The 21713-nt window shown below is 67.6% G+C and carries 20 protein-coding genes; 10 read left to right on the plus strand and 10 right to left on the minus strand.

The genetic code is table 11. The annotated features are described in order from the left end of the window. Positions 1-70 precede the first annotated feature (70 nt). From ACFVWW_RS09390 to ACFVWW_RS09400, 3 genes are all read left to right on the plus strand, one after another. Positions 71-787: a helix-turn-helix transcriptional regulator gene (locus tag ACFVWW_RS09390; RefSeq protein ID WP_384328890.1), complete on the plus strand. Its 717-nt coding sequence runs from the start codon at positions 71-73 to the stop codon at positions 785-787. 60 nt (positions 788-847) lie between these two features. Further along, a complete protein-coding gene (locus ACFVWW_RS09395) occupies positions 848-1930 on the plus strand; it encodes an inositol-3-phosphate synthase (RefSeq protein ID WP_386877005.1) in 1083 nt (360 codons plus the stop codon). A 97-nt stretch (positions 1931-2027) separates the two neighbouring features. Then, positions 2028-3293 carry an MFS transporter gene (locus ACFVWW_RS09400; protein WP_386877007.1) on the plus strand — a complete coding sequence of 422 codons (1266 nt, stop codon included), beginning with the start codon at positions 2028-2030 and terminating at the stop codon, positions 3291-3293. Between the two features lie 62 nt (positions 3294-3355). Here the strand turns inward: ACFVWW_RS09400 and ACFVWW_RS09405 are convergent, their stop codons facing one another. Further along, positions 3356-4798, minus strand: coding sequence for a CCA tRNA nucleotidyltransferase (locus tag ACFVWW_RS09405; RefSeq protein WP_386877009.1), 1443 nt, complete (start codon positions 4796-4798; stop codon positions 3356-3358). 212 nt (positions 4799-5010) lie between these two features. On the opposite strand from ACFVWW_RS09405, the gene ACFVWW_RS09410 reads away from it, so the two are divergent. The 7 genes from ACFVWW_RS09410 to trxA all read left to right on the plus strand — a co-directional run bounded on the left by ACFVWW_RS09410 (position 5011) and on the right by trxA (position 14535). Then, positions 5011-7374: a DUF6049 family protein gene (locus tag ACFVWW_RS09410; protein WP_386877011.1), complete on the plus strand. Its 2364-nt coding sequence runs from the start codon at positions 5011-5013 to the stop codon at positions 7372-7374. 45 nt (positions 7375-7419) lie between these two features. Continuing rightward, the gene (gene murJ, locus ACFVWW_RS09415; protein ID WP_384178286.1) at positions 7420-9555 is read left to right on the plus strand and encodes a murein biosynthesis integral membrane protein MurJ; all 2136 of its coding nucleotides are present in this window, start codon (positions 7420-7422) and stop codon (positions 9553-9555) included. Between the two features lie 119 nt (positions 9556-9674). Further along, positions 9675-11372 (plus strand): protein kinase family protein, encoded by a 1698-nt coding sequence (locus ACFVWW_RS09420; protein ID WP_386877013.1) that lies wholly within the window; start codon positions 9675-9677, stop codon positions 11370-11372. Positions 11373-11397: 25 nt separating this feature from the next. Then, a complete protein-coding gene (sigM, locus tag ACFVWW_RS09425) occupies positions 11398-12102 on the plus strand; it encodes an RNA polymerase sigma factor SigM (protein WP_384178292.1) in 705 nt (234 codons plus the stop codon). Beyond that, on the plus strand, positions 12099-13067 hold the full coding sequence (locus tag ACFVWW_RS09430; RefSeq protein WP_384328871.1) for a hypothetical protein: 969 nt from the start codon (positions 12099-12101) through the stop codon (positions 13065-13067). Before sigM ends, ACFVWW_RS09430 begins: the two co-directional genes overlap by 4 nt. A 117-nt stretch (positions 13068-13184) precedes the next feature. Next, positions 13185-14159, plus strand: a complete 975-nt coding sequence (gene trxB / locus ACFVWW_RS09435; protein WP_384178297.1) for a thioredoxin-disulfide reductase — start codon at positions 13185-13187, stop codon at positions 14157-14159. 43 nt (positions 14160-14202) lie between these two features. Next, positions 14203-14535 (plus strand): thioredoxin, encoded by a 333-nt coding sequence (gene trxA, locus ACFVWW_RS09440; RefSeq protein WP_319681722.1) that lies wholly within the window; start codon positions 14203-14205, stop codon positions 14533-14535. A gap of 117 nt (positions 14536-14652) precedes the next feature. Here trxA and ACFVWW_RS09445 read toward each other — a convergent pair whose 3' ends face one another. The 9 genes from ACFVWW_RS09445 to rpmH form a co-directional block, all read right to left on the minus strand. Continuing rightward, positions 14653-15270, minus strand: a complete 618-nt coding sequence (locus ACFVWW_RS09445) for a GNAT family N-acetyltransferase (RefSeq protein WP_384178301.1) — start codon at positions 15268-15270, stop codon at positions 14653-14655. A gap of 301 nt (positions 15271-15571) precedes the next feature. After that, entirely contained in the window at positions 15572-16672 is a 1101-nt protein-coding gene (locus ACFVWW_RS09450; protein ID WP_384178304.1) for a ParB/RepB/Spo0J family partition protein, read from the minus strand. Next, positions 16669-17745, minus strand: a complete 1077-nt coding sequence (locus ACFVWW_RS09455) for a ParA family protein (RefSeq protein ID WP_384178307.1) — start codon at positions 17743-17745, stop codon at positions 16669-16671. Before ACFVWW_RS09455 ends, ACFVWW_RS09450 begins: the two co-directional genes overlap by 4 nt. Before the next feature lie 262 nt (positions 17746-18007). Further along, entirely contained in the window at positions 18008-18724 is a 717-nt protein-coding gene (gene rsmG / locus ACFVWW_RS09460) for a 16S rRNA (guanine(527)-N(7))-methyltransferase RsmG (protein WP_384178310.1), read from the minus strand. A 105-nt stretch (positions 18725-18829) separates the two neighbouring features. After that, on the minus strand, positions 18830-19354 hold the full coding sequence (locus tag ACFVWW_RS09465; RefSeq protein ID WP_384178313.1) for a protein jag: 525 nt from the start codon (positions 19352-19354) through the stop codon (positions 18830-18832). A 14-nt stretch (positions 19355-19368) separates the two neighbouring features. Continuing rightward, entirely contained in the window at positions 19369-20643 is a 1275-nt protein-coding gene (gene yidC, locus ACFVWW_RS09470; RefSeq protein ID WP_384178316.1) for a membrane protein insertase YidC, read from the minus strand. 3 nt (positions 20644-20646) lie between these two features. Then, the gene (gene yidD, locus ACFVWW_RS09475) at positions 20647-21006 is read right to left on the minus strand and encodes a membrane protein insertion efficiency factor YidD (RefSeq protein WP_384178318.1); all 360 of its coding nucleotides are present in this window, start codon (positions 21004-21006) and stop codon (positions 20647-20649) included. Further along, positions 21003-21374: a ribonuclease P protein component gene (rnpA, locus tag ACFVWW_RS09480; protein ID WP_384178321.1), complete on the minus strand. Its 372-nt coding sequence runs from the start codon at positions 21372-21374 to the stop codon at positions 21003-21005. Before rnpA ends, yidD begins: the two co-directional genes overlap by 4 nt. Before the next feature lie 26 nt (positions 21375-21400). Then, positions 21401-21538, minus strand: coding sequence for a 50S ribosomal protein L34 (rpmH, locus tag ACFVWW_RS09485; protein WP_073787211.1), 138 nt, complete (start codon positions 21536-21538; stop codon positions 21401-21403). Positions 21539-21713: the final 175 nt, after the last annotated feature.

A 21713-nucleotide genomic window follows, 5' to 3' on the forward strand; every position in this document is an offset into this window, starting at 1 on the left:
TTCTATCGTGCTGATGTATCGAGTCGATACATCAGCACGGCATAAGGTCCCGGACAGGAGGAGGCGAAGGGTGAGCAGACGCTCGGGCATCCTTGAGTTCGCTGTCCTCGGTCTGCTCCGCGAGTCCCCCATGCACGGCTATGAGCTGCGGAAACGGCTCAACACCTCGCTGGGGATCTTCCGGGCCTTCAGCTACGGAACGCTCTACCCCTGTCTCAAGACGCTGGTCGCCAACGGCTGGTTGATCGAAGAGCCGGGCAGCGCTCCGGAAGACGCGCTCGCCGCTTCCCTCGCCGGGCGCCGCGCCAAGATCGTCTATCGGTTGACGGCGGAAGGTAAGGAGCACTTCGAGGAGCTCCTCTCGCACACCGGACCCGACGCCTGGGAGGACGAGCACTTCGCTGCTCGGTTCGCCTTCTTCGGTCAGACGGAGCGCGAGGTGCGGATGCGGGTGCTGGAGGGCCGCCGCAGCAGGCTGGAGGAGCGTCTGGAGAAGATGCGCGCCTCCCTGGTCCGTACGCGCGAGCGCCTCGACGACTACACGCTTGAGCTGCAGCGGCACGGCATGGAGTCCGTGGAGCGCGAAGTGCGCTGGCTGAACGAGCTCATCGAGAGCGAGCGGGCGGGGCGGGATCAGAGACGGTCCTTCCCCGGGGATCCCGCCGCGCAGGAAGACACATCTGGAGAAGCGGACGGCCTGCCCCGGCACCGGGATGCCGCGTCCTCCGGGGGCATGCCCCCGGGACGTCCCGGACCGCCGGATCCGTCCGCGGACACCGCCACGTGAGGCCCTGCATCTCCGCAGGGTTTCATCAGGAACACTGAGATCACACAGGGAGCAAGCGGAATGGGTTCGGTTCGCGTAGCCATCGTCGGCGTGGGCAACTGCGCCGCCTCACTGGTGCAGGGCGTCGAGTACTACAAGGACGCCGACCCGGCGGGCAAGGTACCGGGTCTGATGCACGTCCAGTTCGGCGAGTACCACGTACGGGACATCGAGTTCGTGGCCGCCTTCGACGTCGACGCGAAGAAGGTCGGCCTCGACCTCGCGGATGCCATCGGCGCCAGCGAGAACAACACCATCAAGATCTGTGACGTGCCGTCCACGGGCCTCACCGTCCAGCGCGGTCACACCCTCGACGGTCTGGGCAAGTACTACCGCCAGACGATCGAGGAGTCCCCCGAGACGCCGGTCGACATCGTCCAGACCCTCAAGGACAAGCAGGTCGACGTCCTGGTCTGCTACCTGCCCGTGGGTTCCGAGGCCGCTGCCAAGTACTACGCGCAGTGCGCCATCGACGCCAAGGTCGCCTTCGTCAACGCCCTCCCGGTCTTCATCGCCGGCACGAAGGAGTGGGCGGACAAGTTCACCGAGGCCGGTGTCCCGATCGTCGGTGACGACATCAAGTCCCAGGTCGGCGCCACCATCACGCACCGCGTCATGGCGAAGCTCTTCGAGGACCGGGGCGTCGTCCTGGACCGCACGATGCAGCTGAACGTCGGCGGCAACATGGACTTCAAGAACATGCTCGAGCGTGAGCGCCTGGAGTCCAAGAAGATCTCCAAGACGCAGGCGGTCACCTCCCAGATCCCCGACCGCGACCTGGGTGCCGACAACGTCCACATCGGCCCGTCGGACTACGTCGCCTGGCTCGACGACCGCAAGTGGGCGTACGTCCGTCTTGAGGGCCGCGCCTTCGGCGACGTCCCGCTGAACCTGGAGTACAAGCTCGAGGTCTGGGACTCCCCGAACTCCGCGGGTGTCATCATCGACGCCGTGCGCGCCGCGAAGATCGCCCAGGACCGCGGCATCGGCGGCCCGATCCTCTCCGCGTCCTCGTACTTCATGAAGTCCCCGCCGGTCCAGTTCTTCGACGACGAGGCCCGCGAGAACGTCGAGAAGTTCATCAGGGGCGAGGTCGAGCGCTAGAGCCCGGCTTTCCCCGTCCATACGAGAAGGGTCTCCGGGCTGCTTGTCCGAGACCCTTCTCGTATGTGCTGCCGGCGCGTATGTGACGCTGGTCCGCATGCCTGTTGTACGTGATGATCTGCGCGTACTGCTGCGCCTCAGCGATTTTCGCCGGCTGCTGGCGGTCCGTCTGCTCTCCCAGGCGGCTGACGGCGTCTTCCAAGTCGCGCTCGCCGCCTACGTCGTCTTCTCCCCCGAGAAGCAGACCTCGCCCGCCGCCATCGCTTCCGCCATGGCGGTCCTGCTGTTGCCCTACTCGGTGATCGGCCCGTTCGCCGGCGTGCTGCTGGACCGCTGGCAGCGCCGCCAGGTGTTCCTGTACGGGAACCTGTTGCGGGCCCTTCTGGCGAGCTGTACGGCGCTGCTGATCCTGGCCTCCGGGCCCGACTGGCTCTTCTATGCCTCAGCGTTGTCCGTGACCGCCGTCAACCGGTTCGTTCTCGCCGGGCTCTCGGCCGCTCTGCCTCATGTGGTCGACGACGACCGTCTCGTCCTTGCGAACTCGCTCTCCCCGACGGCCGGAACGCTCGCCGCGACCACGGGCGGCGGACTCGCCCTTCTCGTACGGCTGACGGCCGCGGACTCCGATGCCGTCGTCATGCTGCTGGGCGCCGTCCTCTACCTCGGTGCGGCACTCACCTCGCTCCTGATGGCACGTGAGCTCCTCGGACCCGCGGCGGCCCTCGTCCAGCCGCGATTGGGAGCCGCCCTGACGTCCACCGTGCGGGGACTCGCGGCCGGACTACGTCATCTCGCGGAGCAGCGGGCAGCGGCCCGGGCGCTGGCCGCCATGACGGTGATGCGCTTCTGCTACGGGGCGCTGACCGTGATGGTGCTGATGCTCTGCAGGTACGCCTGGACGGAGCGGGAGTCCGACGGGCTGGCGTTGCTCGGGTTCGCCCTTGCCCTCTCCGGCGCTGGATTCTTCACCGCTGCGGTGCTCACGCCATGGGCGGTGGGGCGGCTCGGTCCGTCCGGGTGGATGACGGTGTGCGCGGGGACGGCAGCCATCCTCGAACCGGCCCTGGGGCTGGCCTTCGCACCCGTTCCCCTGCTGATAGCCGCGTTCGTGCTCGGCCTGATCACGCAGGGCGCGAAAATAGCCACGGACACCGTGGTGCAGACAGCGGTGGACGATGAGTTCCGCGGCCGGGTCTTCTCCCTCTACGACGTCCTCTTCAACGTCGCCTTTGTCGGCGCTGCCGCTGTGGCGGCGCTCATGCTGCCCCCGGACGGCCGCTCGGCGCCCCTCGTGATGACGGTTGCGATCCTCTACGCCGTCACCGCCGTAACCCTGATACGCGGGAGGCGATGTTTCACGTGAAACATCGCCTCCGGAGTAGTGCGCGCCGGTCATGTTTCACGTGAAACATGACCCGCTTGACTTCAGTTCTGCGCGGCCCACCATTCCTTGAGGGCAGCGACGGCCGCATCGTGCTCCATCGGCCCGTTCTCCAGTCGCAGCTCCAGCAGGAACGTGTACGCCGCCCCGATCACCGGACCGGGGCTCACGCCCAGGATCTCCATGATCTGGTTACCGTTCAGATCGGGCCGGATGGCGTCGAGCTCCTCCTGCTCCTGGAGTTGGGCGATGCGCTCCTCCAGGCCGTCGTACGCCCGGGAGAGCGCGTTCGCCTTGCGCTTGTTCCGTGTGGTGCAGTCCGAGCGGGTCAGCTTGTGGAGCCGCCGCAGCAGCGGGCCAGCGTCGCGTACATATCGCCGCACCGCGGAGTCGGTCCACTCGCCCATCCCGTAGCCGTGGAAGCGCAGGTGCAGCTCCACCAGCCGCGTGACGTCCTTCACCAACTCGTTGGAGTACTTGAGCGCGGCCATCCGCTTCTTGGTCATCTTCGCGCCCACCACCTCGTGGTGGTGGAAGGAGACCCGGCCGTCCTGCTCGAAGCGCCGCGTCCGGGGCTTGCCGATGTCGTGCAGGAGCGCGGCCAGCCGCAGCACCAGGTCGGGTCCGTCCTCCTCCAGGTCGATGGCCTGCTCCAGGACGGTCAGTGAGTGCTCGTAGACATCCTTGTGCCGGTGGTGCTCATCACTCTCCAAGCGAAGCGCCGGCAGCTCGGGCAGCACCCGGTCGGCGAGCCCGGTGTCGACGAGCAGCGCCAGGCCCTTGCGCGGGTGAGCGGAGAGGATCAGCTTGTTCAGTTCGTCACGTACCCGCTCGGCGGAGACGATCTCGATGCGGTCGGACATGGCTTCCATGGCCGCGACGACTTCCGGGGCCACCTCGAAGTCCAGTTGCGCGGCGAAACGCGCGGCCCGGAGCATCCGCAGCGGATCGTCGGAGAAGGACTCCTCAGGGGTGCCGGGCGTACGCAGCACCTGGGCGGAGAGATCCTCAAGCCCGCCGTGGGGATCGATGAATTCCTTCTGCGGCAGCGCGACAGCCATGGCGTTCACCGTGAAGTCCCGGCGTACGAGGTCCTCCTCGATGGAGTCGCCGTAGGACACCTCGGGTTTGCGTGACGTCCGGTCGTAGGCTTCCGAGCGGTACGTCGTCACCTCGATCAGATAGCCGTCCTTCTGGCTGCCGACCGTACCGAAGGCGATCCCGACCTCCCACACCGCGTCCGCCCACGGCCTGACGATCTTGAGAACGTCCTCCGGCCGGGCATCGGTCGTGAAGTCCAGGTCATTCCCGAGCCGGCCGAGAAGGGCGTCCCTGACCGAGCCGCCGACCAGGGCGAGACCGAATCCGGCCTCCTGGAACCGGCGGGCGAGATCGTCGGCGACGGGGGACACCCGCAACAGTTCACTGACCGCGCGGCGCTGCACCTGACTCAGTGCGCTGGGATTGTCTTCATTGGCGTTCGGCACAACAGAAAAGGGTACGTGCCGCGGCTCATGCGGGCGCCCCTGTTTCGGTCTCCCCGGCCTCCGATGCATAGGTTTCCGGCGGCGCATGAGATTCTTAAGATCATGTGGAGCAGTCCCAAGCACTTCGCCACAGCGCACATCGTTACCATGCGTGGACGCAATAATCGACAACCACCAACGGCAACCAACGATGACGAGGGACGGGCGAGCGCGTGGCGGAGGCGGCAGACTTCCAGGGGACGGGTCACTCTCCTGCCCGCCAGTGGCTGCGGCGCACAGCCTCCGTGATCGCAGGGGCGCCGCTCCTGGCCGGACTATTGGCAGGCACAGCGGCCCCGGCGGCTCAGGCCGCGCCGGCGGCCAGTGGCTCCCGTACGGTCGATGTGGCGCTCGACACACTGAGCCCCAGCGCCCCGGTGAAGGGCGACACACTCACCGTCTCCGGCACGGTGACCAACGAGGGCAAGAACACCATCACCGGCGCCCAGGTGGATCTGCGGGTGGGCCCGCGGCTGTCCGGCAGGACCGCGATCGACGACGCCTCCAAGCGCTCGGGCAACGCCTCGGGTGATGTGGCTCCCGTCGGTGGCAAGTACAAGGTCACCTTCCCGAAGCTCGCGTCCGGCATCCCCCAGGACTTCACCCTCTCCGTACCGGTCGGCGAGCTCGGACTCGGCGAGGACGGCGTCTACCAGCTCGGTGTCTCACTGACCGGGCAGACAGCCAACGCACCGTACGAACAGGTGCTCGGCATCCAGCGCACTTTCCTCCCCTGGCAGCCCGAGGCGACGGACCAGAAGACCCAGCTCACCGCCCTCTGGCCGCTGATCTCTACGCCGCATCTCTCCGCGGAGACCGGCTCGGACGATCAGCAGACCGCGGTCTTCGAGAACGACGACCTGGCCAAGGAGCTGGCCCCCGGTGGGCGGCTGGAGCAGATGGTCTCCCTCGGCAACGAGCTTCCCGTCACCTGGGTGATCGACCCCGATCTGCTCGCCACCGCCGATGCGATGACCCGGAACTACCGGATCAGAAACGGGAAGTCCACCATCCCGGGCAAGAACCAGGCCGTGGCCAACCAGTGGCTCAACAACCTTGAGAAGGCGGTGCAGGGCCGTAAGGTCATCGCACTGCCGTTCGCCGACCCGGACCTGGCGTCGCTGGCACACCGCGGCAAGGGAGTCTCCGGCGCGCTCAGCCATCTCCAGCCCGCCACCGACGTGGCCGGGAAGACCGTGGAGACCATCCTCCATGTGAAGCCGTCCGTCGACTTCGCCTGGCCCGTGGACGGCGCGATCGACCCCTCGATCGTCGATGTCGCGACCTCGGCGGGCGCCCACAAGGTGATCACCCGCAGCGACAGCCTGCAGGACAACCTGCCGTACACCCCCAGCGCCGCACGGCCGATCGGCGGTGGAACCACGGCTGTCGTCGCCGACACCCGGCTCTCCACCGCCTTCCAGGGCGACATGACGGCGGCGAGCAGCTCCACTCTCGCGGTCCAGAAGTTCCTCGCCCAGTCACTGGCCCTGACGCTGCAGGAGCCCGACAATCAGCGCAGCGCCGTCGTCGCGCCCCAGCGCATGCCGACGGCCGCCCAGGCGCAGTCCATGGCGCGCGCGCTGCACGGTCTGGACCCCGAGCGGTGGACGGAGCCGGCCGATCTGATCGCGGCGGCCGCGGCCAAGCCCGACTCGGACGCCACCACCAAGGTGCCCGGCTCTTCGCGGTACCCGAAGAAGCTGCGGGGCCAGGAGCTGCCGACCCAGGCGTTCGTGGAGATCAAGAACACGCAGGACCGGCTCGAGAACTTCAAGGCCATCCTCAGCGCACCCGACCGTGTGGCCGCTCCCTTCGGCAACGCGATCAACCGGGCGATGTCTACGTCCTGGCGCGGCGAGGCGGGCGGGGCCCAGCAGTACCGCTTCACGGTGGAGCGCTATCTGCGGGACCTGACCACCGAGGTACAGCTCATCCCGAAGTCCGTCCTCACCCTGTCCGGACGCAGCGCGACGATCCCGGTGACCGTCCAGAACAAACTGCTGCAGGGCGTCGAGGAGCTGGTGCTGCGCCTCAAGTCCGACAACCCGACCCGCCTCAAGATCGACGGCGACCGGGCTGTCGCGGAGCGGCCCATCAAGATCGACGGCGGACACAGCCAGTCGGTGAAGTTCACCGGCGCGGGCAATGCCAACGGCCCGGTCCAGGTGACCGCCCAGCTCTACACGGTGGACGGCAAGCCGTACGGCGACCCCATGACCTTCCAGGTCAAGGTCTCCGAGATCACGACCACTGTGATGCTCGTCATCGCCGGCGGAGTGCTGCTGCTGGTCCTCGCCGGGGTCAAGATGTACAGCCGGCGCAAGCGCGCGGTGGCCCGTAGGGCGGCCGCGGAGCTCACGGACGCGGAGCTCACGGACAACGACGAGGGCGTCGACGACCCCGGGAGCGCGCCCGGCACGGACGGCTCGCAGGCCGCGAAGGACACAGAACCCGAGCAGCCGAGTGACCCGACACCGGACACCGGACCGCAAAGCGCGGACCCGTCGGGTACGGGTGAGAAAGTGGACCGTTGAGCGATGTCGTGGCCGGTCGGCCGGGGACGATGAGGTGGGGTAACCATGAACGCGCCGTACGACGGTGACCGCGGGCAGGGCGCGGGCGGCGATCCGGCAGGCCAGGTTCCGCCTTCTCCGCAGCCTGCCCAGGATCCCTATGTCCAGGATGCTTACAGCCAGGACCCCTACTGGTCTCAGGACCTCTCCACGCAGGACCCGGTGACCGAGGCGCTGTACGACCGCGCCTCGCATCCGCCGCCGCCTCCGGGCACGTACCAGGAGACCCAGCAGCTGTACCAGCAGCCGCCCGCGCAGCAGCACGCGCCCGATCCCCGGGTCTGGGCCCAGACGCCGCCGCCCGAGCCCTCCGGTCCTTCCCGGCGTCTGCCGTACGGGGACGACCCGAGAACCACTCAGTTCACGGGCGTCGACGAGCTGGTCTCCGAGGCCGGAGACGAGCCGCCGCCGCCGAACGCCTTCGCGCACCTCTACCGCGACCAGCAGGTCACGGTGCCGGGCCCGGCCGCACCCGCGCCGGCCTCGGCGCCGTCCCCGGCCAAGAAGCCGGGCGGCCGGGCCGCGGGTCTGCTCAAGTCCAGTGCGGTGATGGCCGCGGGCACGCTGGTCTCCCGGCTCACCGGCTTCGTACGGAGCCTGGTGATCACCGCCGCCCTGGGCGCGGCGCTGCTCGGTGACTCCTTCACCGTGGCCTACACCCTGCCGACGATGATCTACATCCTCACCGTCGGCGGTGGCCTCAACTCCGTGTTCGTACCGCAGCTCGTGCGGGCGATGAAGAACGACGACGACGGCGGGGTGGCCTACGCCAACCGGCTGCTGACCCTCGTCATGGTGGCGCTCGGCGCGATCGTGGCCCTCGCCGTGTTCGGGGCACCGCTGCTGGTCCGGCTGATGTCGGACACGATCGCCAGTGATCCCGCCGCCAACAACGTCGCCGTCACCTTCGCCCGCTACTGCCTGCCCACGATCTTCTTCATGGGCGTGCACGTGGTGATGGGCCAGATCCTCAACGCGCGCGGGAAGTTCGGCGCGATGATGTGGACCCCGGTCCTCAACAACATCGTCATGATCGCCACGTTCGGTCTGTTCATCTGGGTGTACGGCACCGCCGCCGACTCGAGCATGACCGTCCGTACGATCCCGCCGGACGGCGTACGGCTGCTGGGCATCGGTACGCTGCTCGGCCTCGCCGTCCAGGCGCTCGCGATGATCCCTTACCTCCGTGAAACCGGGTTCCGGTTCCGCCCGCGGTTCGACTGGAAGGGCCACGGCCTCGGCAAGACGGTCAAGCTCGCCAAGTGGACCGTGCTGTTCGTCCTCGCCAACCAGGCGGGTGTGCTGGTCGTCACCCAGCTGGCCACCGCCGCCGGCGAAGCCTCCGGCAAGGACGGCACCGGCATCCTCGCCTACAGCAACGCCCAGCTCATCTGGGGCATGCCGCAGGCCATCATCACCGTCTCGGTCATGGCCGCGCTGCTGCCCAGGATCTCCCGGGCCGCTCACGACGGCGATCCGGGCGCGGTACGCGACGACATCTCCCAGGGACTGCGTAATTCCGCGGTCGCGATCGTCCCGATCGCCTTCGGATTCCTCGCCCTGGGTGTCCCGCTCTCCATCCTGATGTTCTCGTCGAGCGGCCTGGAATCCGCACGGTCCATGGGCTTCATCCTCATGGCGTTCGCCCTCGGACTCATTCCGTACTCCGTGCAGTACGTCGTGCTGCGCGGTTTCTACGCCTACGAGGACACCCGGACGCCCTTCTACAACACCGTCATCGTCGCCGCGGTCAACGCCGCGGCGTCCGCCCTCTGCTACGTCGTCCTTCCCCCCCGTTGGGCCGTGGTCGGCATGGCGGCCTCGTACGGACTGGCCTACGCGGTCGGCGTGGGTATCGCGTGGCGCAGGCTGCGGAACCGGCTGGGCGGCGATCTGGACGGCGGCCGCGTGCTGCGTACATACGCCCGGCTCTGCCTGGCATCCGTCCCGGGAGCCCTCGCGGCGGGCGGCGTCGCCTACGCCGTCCTGCACAGTCTCGGCAGCGGCGCTCTCGCCTCGTTGGCGGCGCTGGCCGGCGGCGGGATCGTCCTTCTGGGGCTCTTCTTCGTCGCGGCGAAGAAGATGCGGATCGAAGAACTCAACGCCATGGTCGGCATGGTGCGCGGACGCCTCGGACGCTGAGGCGGCGCCGCCGAGCACAACCATCCTCGGTCGCCGCGTGTCGTGCATAGGGGCCGACTGTGGGCACAATTGGCTTGGCTGTTGGATAGTGCGCAACGGATGGGGAGGCAGGAGCGACGGTGGCGGAACGTAGCACGGCTGCCGTCGACGTGGCCGACAACAGCGGTGATGAGCCGCTGACCGCCAAGGCGGGCAAGGCCACGACCGACGGGTTGACGAAAGCCCAGGACACGGCGGAGAAGTCCGCGCCGGACACGGGCGGTGAGCGGCAGAGCACCGAGCCGGCCGGCGCGTCGCCCGAGCTGCACAGCGGCCACAAACTCGCCAGACGCTACCGTCTGGAGGAGTGCGTCACCCGTCTGGACGGTTTCAGCAGCTGGCGTGCGGTCGACGAGAAATTGCGCCGTGCGGTAGGCGTCCACCTCCTTCCCGCCGACCATCCGCGAGCCCGTTCCGTACTGGCCGCGGCCAGATCAGCGGCCCTGCTCGGCGACCCGCGCTTTGTGCAGGTCCTGGACGCCGTCGAGGAGAACGACCTCGTCTACGTCGTCCATGAGTGGCTGCCGGACGCCGTCGAGCTCACCGCTCTCCTCGCCTCGGGGCCGATGGACGCCCACGACGCCTACCAGCTGGTCAGCCAGATCTCCCAGGCCATGGCCGCCGCTCATCGCGAAGGCCTCGCGCATCTGCGGCTCACGCCAGGGGCGGTACTGCGGACCTCCTCCGGCCAGTACCGGATCCGTGGCCTCGCCGTGAACGCCGCTCTGCGCGGAATCAGCGCCGAGCGGCCGCAACGCACCGACACCGAGGCGATCGGCGCGCTCCTCTATGCCGCGCTGACCCAGCGCTGGCCGTACGAGACGGACGCCTACGGGCTCTCCGGCCTGCCCAAGGGTGTCGGGCTGATCGCCCCCGACCAGGTACGCGCCGGCGTCCACCGCGGTCTCTCGGAGCTCGCCATGCGGGCCCTCATCAACGACGGTGCCACTGCCTCCCGGCAGGAACCACCGTGCACCACCCCGGACGAGCTGGCCGCGGCAGTCGCGGAGATGCCGCGTGTCCGGCCACCGGAGCCCACCTTCACCGCCCCGCCCGAATACCAGCGCACCACCTACCAGCAGGGCACGTACGGGCGGCCGCCGTCGGTTCCCGGGGCGCCCGCCCCCGCACCGGTGATGCCGCCGCCGCCGCTTCAGGGCCGTACCGGCAAGGCGCTGAAGTGGACCGTCGCCGCGCTCCTGATCGCCGCCCTCGGGCTCGGCAGCTGGCAGGTGGCCGACCGGCTCCTCGACGGGGGACGGGAGGGGAGCGACACCACTCCCACCGAGACGACCACCGGAGACGGTGACAAGGCGATCCAGCCCGGAAAGCCGGTCGCCATCGTCGGCGCCCGGGATTTCGACCCGCTCGGCCAGGACAAGTCCGAGAAGCCCGCCGGGATAAAGAACAGCTATGACGGCGACCCGGGCACGTTCTGGAACACCGACGGCTACTTCAGCTCGGACTTCGGCCGCCTCAAATCCGGCGTCGGCATCATCCTGGATCTCGGCACGGCTCAGCAGATCGGCCAGGTGGACGTCTCCTTCCTCGGAGGGACCACCGCCGTCGAGCTGAGGGCCGCGTCCGCGGACGCGACATCTCAGCCGGGCGCACTGGACGGTTTCACGAAGGTTGCCGAGGGATCCGGTGAGAAAGTCGCCCTCAAGCCCGGAAAGCCGCTCCAGGCACGGTACGTTCTGATCTGGCTGACCGATCTTCCGAAGACCAGCGACGGTAACTACCGGGGCAAGGTCTCGGAGATCGAGATCACCAGCTGACCGGACCAGGGGAGGGGGCTCACCGTTGGACGACGCCGCACTCGGCGACACAAGTGATCAGGACCTTCTGAGCGCTCATGTCGCAGGCCACCCTCATGCCTTCGGTGAGCTGGTACGGCGCCACCGCGACCGGCTCTGGGCCGTCGCCCTCCGGACCCTGGGCGACCGCGAAGAAGCGGCTGACGCGGTCCAGGACGCCCTGGTCTCCGCCTTCCGCGCGGCCCACACCTTCCGCGGGCAGTCCGCCGTGACCACCTGGCTGCACCGCATCACCGTCAATGCCTGCCTCGACCGGGCCCGTAAGGCCGCGTCTCGCAAGACCTCCCCCATGGATGACACCGAGCGGCTGGAACAGCTTCTTGAGCCCCATGAGTCGGCGGAGGCCCCTGCCGAGCGCCGGGACCTCCACCGCCAGCTGCTGGCGGCGCTCGCCAAGCTCCCCATCGACCAGCGGGCGGCGCTGGTGCTCGTGGACATGCAGGGCTATCCCGTGGCGGAGGCCGCGCGCGCCCTGGGCGTGCCCGTCGGCACGGTGAAGAGCCGCTGCGCACGCGGCCGGGCGAGACTTCTGCCCATGCTCACTCATCTGCGGGGGGACACCGGGGATAACAGCGGCATGGGCCGGGGAAGGAACCGGACGCCGGGGGCATCCGTCCCACCGGCATCGGGACCAAGGGATTCAGGACCAAGTGATCCTGCTGCAGCGAAGGGCGGAGGTGGGCGCGCATGACATCTACGGCCGACATGACTCAGCACCCGGATGTCTCGGAGATCTCCGACCTGGCAGAAGGACTGCTCTCGCCGTCTCGTACCGCTGACGTACGGAGCCACCTCGTCGGCTGCGTGCTCTGCGCCGATGTCCGTGATTCGCTGGACGAGATCAGGGGACTGCTCGGCACTCTGCCCGGACCGCCCCGGATGCCTGCCGATGTCGCCGGGCGCATCGATGCCGCCCTCGCGGCGGAAGCGCTCCTGGATGCGACCGCACCGGATGACGCGGCTGCGCATGTTTCACGTGAAACAACGCCCTCCTCCCAGAAGCCCGCCGCCCCAGCCCTCCCGCCCTCGGACTCCACGCCCGCGGACTCGACAGCGGCAGATGCCGTACCGGCCGACCGCCCTGCCGGCCGTCCACGGGCCGCCACCGGCCCCGGTCGCAGCAGTCACGCCCGCCGCCGCCGGCGCAACGTCGTCCTGGGCACCGTGTTCGGAACAGCCGCCGTGGGTGTCAGCGTTCTTCTGCTCCAGTCCCTGCAGTCACTGCAATCTTCGAGTGACAGCTCGGAGGCCAGCTCGGGGATCAGTGCCACGGCGAATGACGGCAAGGAATTCTCGGAGCCCCGTCTCCAGGGCCGCGTGGACGCACTGCTGGCCTCCGGCTCGGCGTCCAAGGGATCCAAGGAGCCCAAGACCGACCGGCAGGGTGCTCCGACCGACCGGGGTGCCTCGAACTCCCCGCTCTTCCGTCCCGAACCGGACGTGCCCCCCTGCGTTCGACAGGGCACCGGCCGCACCGATCCGGTCCTCGCGGTCGAGAAGGGCACCTACCAGGGCAGTGATGCCTACCTCGTCGTCCTGCCGGACTCCGCTGACGCCACCCGGGTCGAGGCGTATGTGATCGACGGGACATGCGTGGACAGCGCCCCGTTGGGCAAGGGAAAAGTTCTGCTGACTCACTCCTACACTCGCCACTGACGACACCCTCCGTGCCGCTGGGTCACCGCGGGAATGCCGGACCCGTAGGATCCGTTGGATGGGGTGAAGTCGTTGATCCGGCCCCAGTAGGCAGTCAGCAGAGACGAGGAATATCCCGTGAGCGACGTCCGTAATGTGATCATCATCGGCTCCGGGCCCGCCGGCTATACGGCCGCGCTGTACACCGCGCGCGCATCGCTGAAGCCGCTGGTCTTCGAGGGCGCCGTCACCGCGGGTGGTGCGCTGATGAACACCACCGATGTGGAGAACTTCCCGGGCTTCCGGGACGGCATCATGGGCCCGGACCTGATGGACAACATGCGGGGACAGGCGGAGCGTTTTGGCGCCGAGCTCATTCCGGACGATGTCATCGCCGTCGACCTCACCGGTGACATCAAGACGGTCACCGACACGGCCGGCACCGTGCACCGCGCCAAGAGCGTGATCGTCACGACCGGCTCCCAGCACCGCAAGCTCGGCCTGGCCAACGAGGACACGCTCTCCGGACGCGGCGTTTCCTGGTGTGCCACGTGTGACGGCTTCTTCTTCAAGGACCAGGACATCGCCGTCGTCGGCGGTGGCGACACCGCGATGGAGGAAGCCACCTTCCTGTCGCGCTTCGCCAAGTCCGTCACCATCGTTCACCGCCGGAACACCCTGCGCGCCTCCAAGGCCATGCAGGATCGCGCCTTCGCCGACCCCAAGATCAAGTTCGCCTGGGACAGCGAGGTCGCGGAGATCCACGGTGAGCAGAAGCTCTCCGGTCTGACCCTGCGCAACACCACCACCGGCGAGACCTCCGCACTGCCGGTGACCGGTCTGTTCATCGCGGTGGGCCACGACCCGCGGACCGAGCTCTTCAAGGGCCAGCTCGATCTGGACAACGAGGGTTACCTCACCGTCGCTGCCCCGTCGACGCGGACGAACCTGTCCGGCGTCTTCGGCGCCGGTGACGTCGTCGACCACACCTACCGCCAGGCGATCACCGCTGCGGGCACCGGGTGCTCCGCCGCTCTCGACGCCGAGCGCTTCCTCGCCGCGCTGAGTGACAGCGAGAAGACGGCTGAGCCGGAGAAGACCGCCACCGTCTGACCAGCCGTACCCACCCACACCCCACGAAGTTAAGGAGGCCGCCGTGGCCGGCGACCTGAAGCATGTGACCGACGACTCGTTCGAAGAGGACGTCCTGAAGAGCGACAAGCCCGTACTGGTGGACTTCTGGGCCGCCTGGTGCGGACCCTGCCGCCAGATCGCGCCGTCGCTCGAGGCCATCGCGGCCGAGCACGGCGACAAGATCGAGATCGTCAAGCTCAACATTGACGAGAACCCGGCCACCGCAGCCAAGTACGGCGTCATGTCCATCCCGACGCTGAACGTCTACCAGAACGGCGAGGTGGCCAAGACCATCGTCGGCGCCAAGCCCAAGGCCGCGCTCGTGCGCGACCTGGAGAGCTTCATCGGCGAGTAAGTCAGCGGTAGCTGACCCTCAATGTTTCACGTGAAACGGGCCCATCCCCCCCACCAGGGGATGGGCCCGTTTTCCTGTCCCGTCGGCCCGATGACCGTTTCAGACCCGATGACTGTGTCAGAGCGGCCGCAGCGCCGGTTCCTTCTGCACGGCGCCCAGCAGCCGGTCCAGTGCCAGCTCCACGTCTTCCTTCCAGGAGAGCGTGGTGCGGAGCTCCAGTCTCAGCCGTGGATACCTCGGATGCGGACGTACGGTCTTGAAGCCGACCGCCAGCAGATGCTCGGCGGGCAGTACGCAGGCCGGCTCCTTCCACCGCGCGTCACCGAACGCCTCAATGGCCTTGAACTCCCGCCGCAGCAGATCCTTCGCCACGGTCTGCACCATCACCCGGCCGAGTCCCTGTCCCTGATAGCCCGGCATGATCCAGGCGGTCATCAGCTGGACCGCGTCCGGGGAGACGGGGCTCGTCGGGAAGGCCGTGGATCGCGGCACATACGCCGGAGGCGCGTACAGAACAAAGCCGACCGGCACGTCATCGACATAGACGACACGGCCGCAGGATCCCCACTCCAGCAGAACGCCCGAGATCCAGGCTTCCTTCTCCCTCTCGGCCCTGCCCGCTGTTACTGCGGCTTCCCCGCTGACCGGATCAAGCTCCCAGAAGACACACGCTCGGCAGCGCTTGGGGAGATCCGGAAGGTTGTCCAGCGTGAGCGGTACGAGCCGACGCCCCATGGAGGCTGTTCCTCACTTCCTTCGCTTGCCGCGCCTCGGGCGGCTGACAGCACGCTCCGTTCCCGAAGCAGACTGCCGACGAAGCCGCCGAGCATTCCAAGACCCAGTCCAGCTGACACCAGTTGGCTGCGGCTCACCGATCGCATGGCCCGCTCTCCTTCTGAGGTGGATCAAGGTGGATGCGCCATACCAGAACGCATCGTATCCACCCAGAGCTGCCCCGGACACCGGGAGACAGCAAAGGGCGGGCCGTGTTCCGGTAAGCATGGAACACGGCCCGCCCTGTGACAGTGCGAGAGCCTCAGCTCTCGTCGTCCTCCCCGGACTCCTCGGAGGAGTCGCTGTCCAGGACCCGCCTCTCGCCCGGGGCAAGAGCACCGAGAATCCGGTCCAGATCGTCTATTGAGGCGAACTCAACGACGATCTTTCCCTTCTTCAGTCCCAGGTCGACCTTCACCCGGGTCTCGAACCGGTCCGAGAGACGCGATGCCAGATCGGTCAGCGATGGCGACAGCCGGCCACCGGCCCGCGGCCCCTTCGCCTTGGGGTTGCTCTGGGGACGCGACCCCATCAGGGTCACGATCTCCTCGACCGCGCGCACCGAGAGCCCCTCGGCCACGATGCGATGCGCCAGCCGGTCCTGCTCCTCGGAATCATCCACTGAGAGAAGCGCCCTGGCATGGCCGGCCGAGAGCACTCCGGCCGCGACCCTGCGCTGCACAGGGGGAGAGAGCCGCAGCAATCGCAGCGTGTTGGAGACCTGGGGACGCGAGCGCCCGATCCGGTCGGCCAGCTGGTCATGCGTGCAGCTGAAATCCTTGAGCAGCTGGTCGTAGGCTGCGGCCTCTTCCAGCGGGTTCAGCTGGGCACGGTGCAGGTTCTCCAGCAGCGCGTCGAGCAGCAGCTTCTCGTCGTCCGTGGCGCGGACGATCGCCGGGATGCGCTCCAGACCGGCTTCCCGGCAGGCCCGCCAGCGCCGCTCACCCATGATGAGCTCATAGCGCTCCGGCCCCACCTGCCGTACGACAACCGGCTGAAGCAGCCCCACTTCCTTGATGGAGGTGATCAGCTCGGCAAGTGCGTCCTCGTCGAACACCTCACGCGGCTGCCGCGGATTCGGCGTGATGGAGTCAATCGGCACTTCGGCGAAGTGCGCCCCGGCTGTCGGCATCGGCTCGGGCACTGCCTCGTGCTCCGGCACGACCATCTCCGCGTCCGGCGCCGTGGCGGCCTGAGGCAGCGACGTCACCTTCGCAGCGGCCACACCCCGCTCCGCGGTCAGCACCGGACCCGCTCCGGGAGAGGCCGGCGCCGCTCCTGCGGAGGGCACCTGCTTCTCCTGCGGAGCGGCAGGGATCAGCGCACCCAGCCCACGCCCCAATCCTCTACGTCGCTCGCTCACTGGATCCCCTCCGACATACTCTGCTGACTGTTCTGGCTGCCCACATGGGCCTGCTGGGCGTCATAGTGCACCCCGACCCCTCGTAGGGCGATCTCACGGGCGGCTTCGAGATACGAAAGGGATCCACTGGACCCCGGATCGTAGGTCAGCACCGTCTGCCCATAGCTCGGTGCCTCCGAGATACGCACGGACCTAGGGATGCTCGTCCGCAGTACCTCCTTGCCGAAATGACTCCGCACCTCGTCCGCCACCTGCGAAGCGAGGCGCGTCCTGCCGTCGTACATGGTGAGCAGGATCGTCGACACATGCAGCGTGGGATTGAGATGCCCACGCACCAGATCGACGTTCCGCAGCAGCTGACCGAGCCCCTCGAGCGCGTAGTACTCACACTGGATGGGGATCAGCACCTCTGCGCCGGCGACCATCGCATTGACGGTCAGCAGGCCGAGCGAGGGCGGGCAGTCGATGAGGATGTAGTCCAACGGCTGCTCATACGCCTCGATCGCCCGCTGCAGTCGGCTCTCCCGTGCCACCAGCGATACCAGCTCGATCTCCGCACCGGCGAGATCGATGGTGGCTGGGGCACAGAAGAGACCTTCGACGTCCGGTACGGGCTGGACCACCTCTGAGAGTGGCTTGCTCTCCACCAGGACGTCATAGATCGAGGGAACTTCGGCGTGGTGATCGATCCCGAGCGCCGTAGAGGCATTGCCCTGTGGATCAAGATCGATCACCAGTACGCGCGCGCCATGGAGCGCGAGCGAGGCGGCGAGGTTGACCGTGGTGGTGGTCTTCCCCACACCGCCCTTCTGATTGGCAACGACCATGACACGCGTCTGCTCGGGGCGGGGCAGACCCTCGCCGGCGCGACCCAGTGCCTCCACCGCCAGCTGGGCAGCGCGGCCAATGGGGGTGTCGTCCATCGGGGGCGGTGTTTCACGTGAAACATCCTCCCCCGCCGACTCGGTACGGGGACCGGGGACCGGATCGGTCATCGGTCCCGCGATGTTGGCGTCGGACCGCAAGGATTCACTCTCCTCGACTTCAGACTCGCAATGGACAGAGCCTGCCATGCTTTCGGGGTCGTGAACCAGCGAGGCCCGTGGTTCTGTGGAGGAATCCACATCTGTGGACAACCTCGTCCCTCTCACGAGGGGCTTTCGGTCGCGCGGTGTGGCCGCGCGGCCACGGCTGATGATTCCCTGCAGCAGTGAGCGACGTTTCACGTGAAACACGATGCATGCGCCGCAGGCTCAGATCGTCACGACACTCCGCAATGCGTAGGTATGGCTGCTTGTATGGAGCACCATTGATAGGCAGTACGGACTGTACGGCTCAGCGGCGCCGCCTCGCACGGCCCACTCGGGCGGCCTTGGCCCGCTTCGCCGCGAACCGCACCCCGCCGGGGCTTTCCCCGACCTCCACCCGCACCACCGTGGCCAGCGGATCGACGATGCCCTCGCCGACGTGCAGCACCGAAGCCTCCACCACACCGAGCTTGCTCAGTGCGGCGCGAGCCCCCTTGACCTCTTCCTCGGCCGTGTCGCCCTTGAGCGCCAGCATCTCGCCGTACGGACGTAGCAGAGGCACCCCCCAGCCCGCCAGGCGATCCAGCGGAGCCACCGCACGCGCCGTGACCACATGCACCGGCGGCAATGTGCCAAGGACCTCCTCGGCCCGGCCACGCACCACCGTCACATGGTCCAGGCCCAGCAGCTCGACCACTTCCTGAAGAAAATTCGTCCGCCGCAGCAGCGGTTCCAGCAAGGTGATCTTCAAGTCCGGCCGAACCAGCGCCAACGGAATCCCCGGAAGCCCGGCACCGGAGCCGACATCGCAGACCATCACACCCTCGGGCACGACCTCGGAGAGCACCGCGCAGTTCAGCAGATGCCGCTCCCACAGCCGCGGCACCTCACGTGGGCCGATCAGACCGCGCTTGACTCCCGCGTCCGCCAGCAGCTCCGCGTAGCGGACAGCCTCTGGAAAGAACTCACCGAAAACAGTCCGTGCCTCTTCCGGTGCAGGGGGAAGCTCTGCTGTCTCCGTCACGGGAACCGTCCTTCCATACCGAACCACCATCTGGTGGCTGACTATCAGGCTGACAAAGCTCGGCCCCGCCTGCGAAACAGACGGGGCCGAAAAGCGATGGACCGGTCAGGCAGGGAGCACCACGACGAAGCGCTGCGGCTCCTCGCCCTCGGACTCACTGCGCAGCCCCGCGGCCGCGACCGCGTCATGCACGACCTTCCGCTCGAAGGGCGTCATGGGGTTCAGCTTCACCGGCTCACCGGTGCTCTTCACCTCGTCCGCGGCCTTGGCTCCCAGCTCGGCGAGCTCGGTGCGCTTCTTGGCCCGGAAGCCCGCGATGTCCAGCATCAGCCGACTGCGGTCCCCGGTCTCACGATGCACGGCGAGCCGCGTCAGCTCCTGAAGCGCCTCCAGCACCTCGCCGTCACGTCCCACAAGCTTCTGCAGATCCCGGCCACCCGAGTCGCTGATGATCGAGACCGCGGCCCGGTCGGCCTCGACGTCCATGTCGATATCGCCGTCGAGATCAGCGATGTCGAGCAGACCTTCGAGGTAGTCGGCCGCGATCTCCCCTTCCTGCTCCAGGCGGGTCAGGGTGTCGCCCTCCTCGGCGGCGGACTCGGCGTCGGCGGAAATGGTGCCTTCCGTCACGGATGGACTCCTTCTTACTTCTTGGACGGGTGCTTGGGCCGCTGCTGGCCCTTACGCTGCCCCGACTTGGCTTGGCGTGCGGAACCGGCGGCGGGCTTGCCCGACGGCTTGGACGTGGTGTCCTGCGGCTCGTCCTTCTTCACCAGCGAGGTCTTGGCCGCATCCCCGGCTGCCTCGGAGTCCTGTGCCGGCTTGTCCGTAACCGGCTGGGCAGCGGCGGCCTGCCGCTTCGCCTTGGTCTGGCGCTTCGGCTGCTGCCGCCTCGCCGCGCCGCCGGCCTCGGCCTCGGCACCGGCCGTGTCGCTCTTGACCACCGTGCCGTCGGCCTGCGCCGCCAGACCCACCTTCGCCAGACCCGTGATGAACTTGCGCTCATTGTCATTGCGGTCGGGGCCCTTGGCCACGATCGCCTGGACGATGTTGCGCTTACGACGGGAGCGCACCTCGTCGCGCGAGGAGATGGTCTTCAGCAGACGCTGCAGATACGCGTCCTGAGCCTTGCTGCCCGGAGTCGGGTTCTGGTTGATCACGTACATCTGCTGGCCCATGGTCCACACGTTGGTGGTCAGCCAGTAGACGAGCACACCGACGGGGAAGTTGATACCCGTGACGGCGAAGATCAGCGGGAAGATGTACATCAGCATCTTCTGCTGCTGCATGTACGGCGTCTTGACCGTCAGGTCGACGTTCTTCGTCATCAGCTGGCGCTGCGTGTAGAACTGCGACGCCGACATCAGGACGATCATGATCGCGGTGACGACCCGCACATCGGTCAGCGTGGCGTGCAGGGACGCCACCTTGTCACTGCTGTCCGTGAACTTGGCGGCCAGCGGGGCACCGAAGATATGCGCCTGACGCGCGCTGTCCAGCAGCCCCTGGTTGATGACACCGATCGTCTTGCCGCTCGCGATGCTCGAGAGCACGTGGTACAGGGCGAAGAAGAACGGCGACTGCGCCAGGATGGGAAGACACGAGGAGAGCGGGTTGGTACCCGTCTCCTTGTACAGCTTCATCATCTCTTCGGACTGACGCTGCTTGTCGTTCTTGTAGCGCTCCTGGATCGCCTTCATCTTGGGCTGGAGCACCTGCATGTTCCGGGTCGACTTGATCTGCTTCACAAAAAGCGGGATCAGACAGATCCGGATCAGTACCACCAGGGACACGATGGACAGCCCCCAGGCCCAGCCCGTATCCGGGCCGAAGATCGTCCCGTACAGCGAGTGGAACTGGACGATGACCCATGAAACAGGTGTGGTGATAAAGCTGAAGAGACTGGCAATCGTGTCCACTAATCAGGCTCCTTGAGCATTGGGCGAGGTCTCTGCGGCCGGACTGGGGGTGTCGGGGGCCGATCCCCCGGAAGGCACGCCAGCGGCGGAGTGCCCGCCCTTACTGCTGCGCAACGCGTTGCGCAGCAGTTCGTGCCAACGCGGGCGTTTACGTGGTGGAACATGGTCCACACCACCCGGCGACCACGGATTGCACCGCAGAATGCGCCAGGCGGTCAGCGCCGTGCCCTTCACCGCGCCATGTCGGTCGATGGCCGTATATCCGTAGTGCGAACACGACGGGTAGTACCGGCAGACAGGCCCGAGAAGCGGGCTGATCGTCCACTGGTACAGCTTGATCAGAGCCAGCAGCGGGTACTTCATCGCGTGCCCCCTCCCAGCAGCCGCTGAAGAGCGGCATCCAGGTCTCGGGCCAGTTGTGCATAGTCGGCGTCACCCGCCCCGGGCAGCGCCCGTACGACAACCAGGCTACCGGGGGGCAGCTCGGGCAGTCGGTCACGTATCAGATGACGGAGTCTCCGCTTCACCCGCGTACGCACGACAGCTCCACCCACGGCTTTGCTCACGACGAAACCCGCACGCGACAGGGAAGCGCTCTCCCCAGGCGCGTGCGGGTCCGTTGCACCGCTGCGTAGATGGACGACAAGGAGCGGGCGTCCGGCCCGGCGTCCTCGGCGTACCGCGGCCGCGAAGTCCTCGCGCCGCCTCAGCCGATTCTCGGTAGGCAGCACGTCATGACCTGTTGGCTGTCAGGCGATCAGGCGGACAGACGGGCGCGACCCTTGTCACGGCGGGACGCGAGAATCGCGCGGCCGGCACGGGTACGCATCCGCAGCCGGAACCCGTGGGTCTTGGCGCGACGACGGTTGTTCGGCTGGAAGGTGCGCTTGCTCACTCGGGGGCTCCAGAAAATGTGTGTGAGAGATGGCGGTACATCGCCTGGCTGTCACCGTGCGCCCACGAGTAGCTCGCGTGTACGCCCGAGCGCACCGCTTCACAATCACAGTTCGTGATCTTTGCCCATCGGAGGCAGGCGGCAGCAGCCATCGACAACTCGACCTGGTCACGGT

Origin of the sequence: Streptomyces sp. NPDC058198, assembly GCF_042882605.1 — a bacterium.
Classification (GTDB): Bacteria; Actinomycetota; Actinomycetes; order Streptomycetales; family Streptomycetaceae; genus Streptomyces.

Coding starts and splice junctions, on each gene's coding strand:
- ACFVWW_RS09395 (WP_386877005.1), top strand. CDS start 848: ATGGGTTCGGTTCGCGTAGCCATCGTCGGCGTGGGCAACTGCGCCGCC.
- yidD (WP_384178318.1), bottom strand. CDS start 21,006: ATGAAGTACCCGCTGCTGGCTCTGATCAAGCTGTACCAGTGGACGATC.
- ACFVWW_RS09445 (WP_384178301.1), bottom strand. CDS start 15,270: ATGGGGCGTCGGCTCGTACCGCTCACGCTGGACAACCTTCCGGATCTC.
- ACFVWW_RS09400 (WP_386877007.1), top strand. CDS start 2,028: ATGCCTGTTGTACGTGATGATCTGCGCGTACTGCTGCGCCTCAGCGAT.
- ACFVWW_RS09430 (WP_384328871.1), top strand. CDS start 12,099: ATGACATCTACGGCCGACATGACTCAGCACCCGGATGTCTCGGAGATC.
- murJ (WP_384178286.1), top strand. CDS start 7,420: ATGAACGCGCCGTACGACGGTGACCGCGGGCAGGGCGCGGGCGGCGAT.
- ACFVWW_RS09455 (WP_384178307.1), bottom strand. CDS start 17,745: ATGGCAGGCTCTGTCCATTGCGAGTCTGAAGTCGAGGAGAGTGAATCC.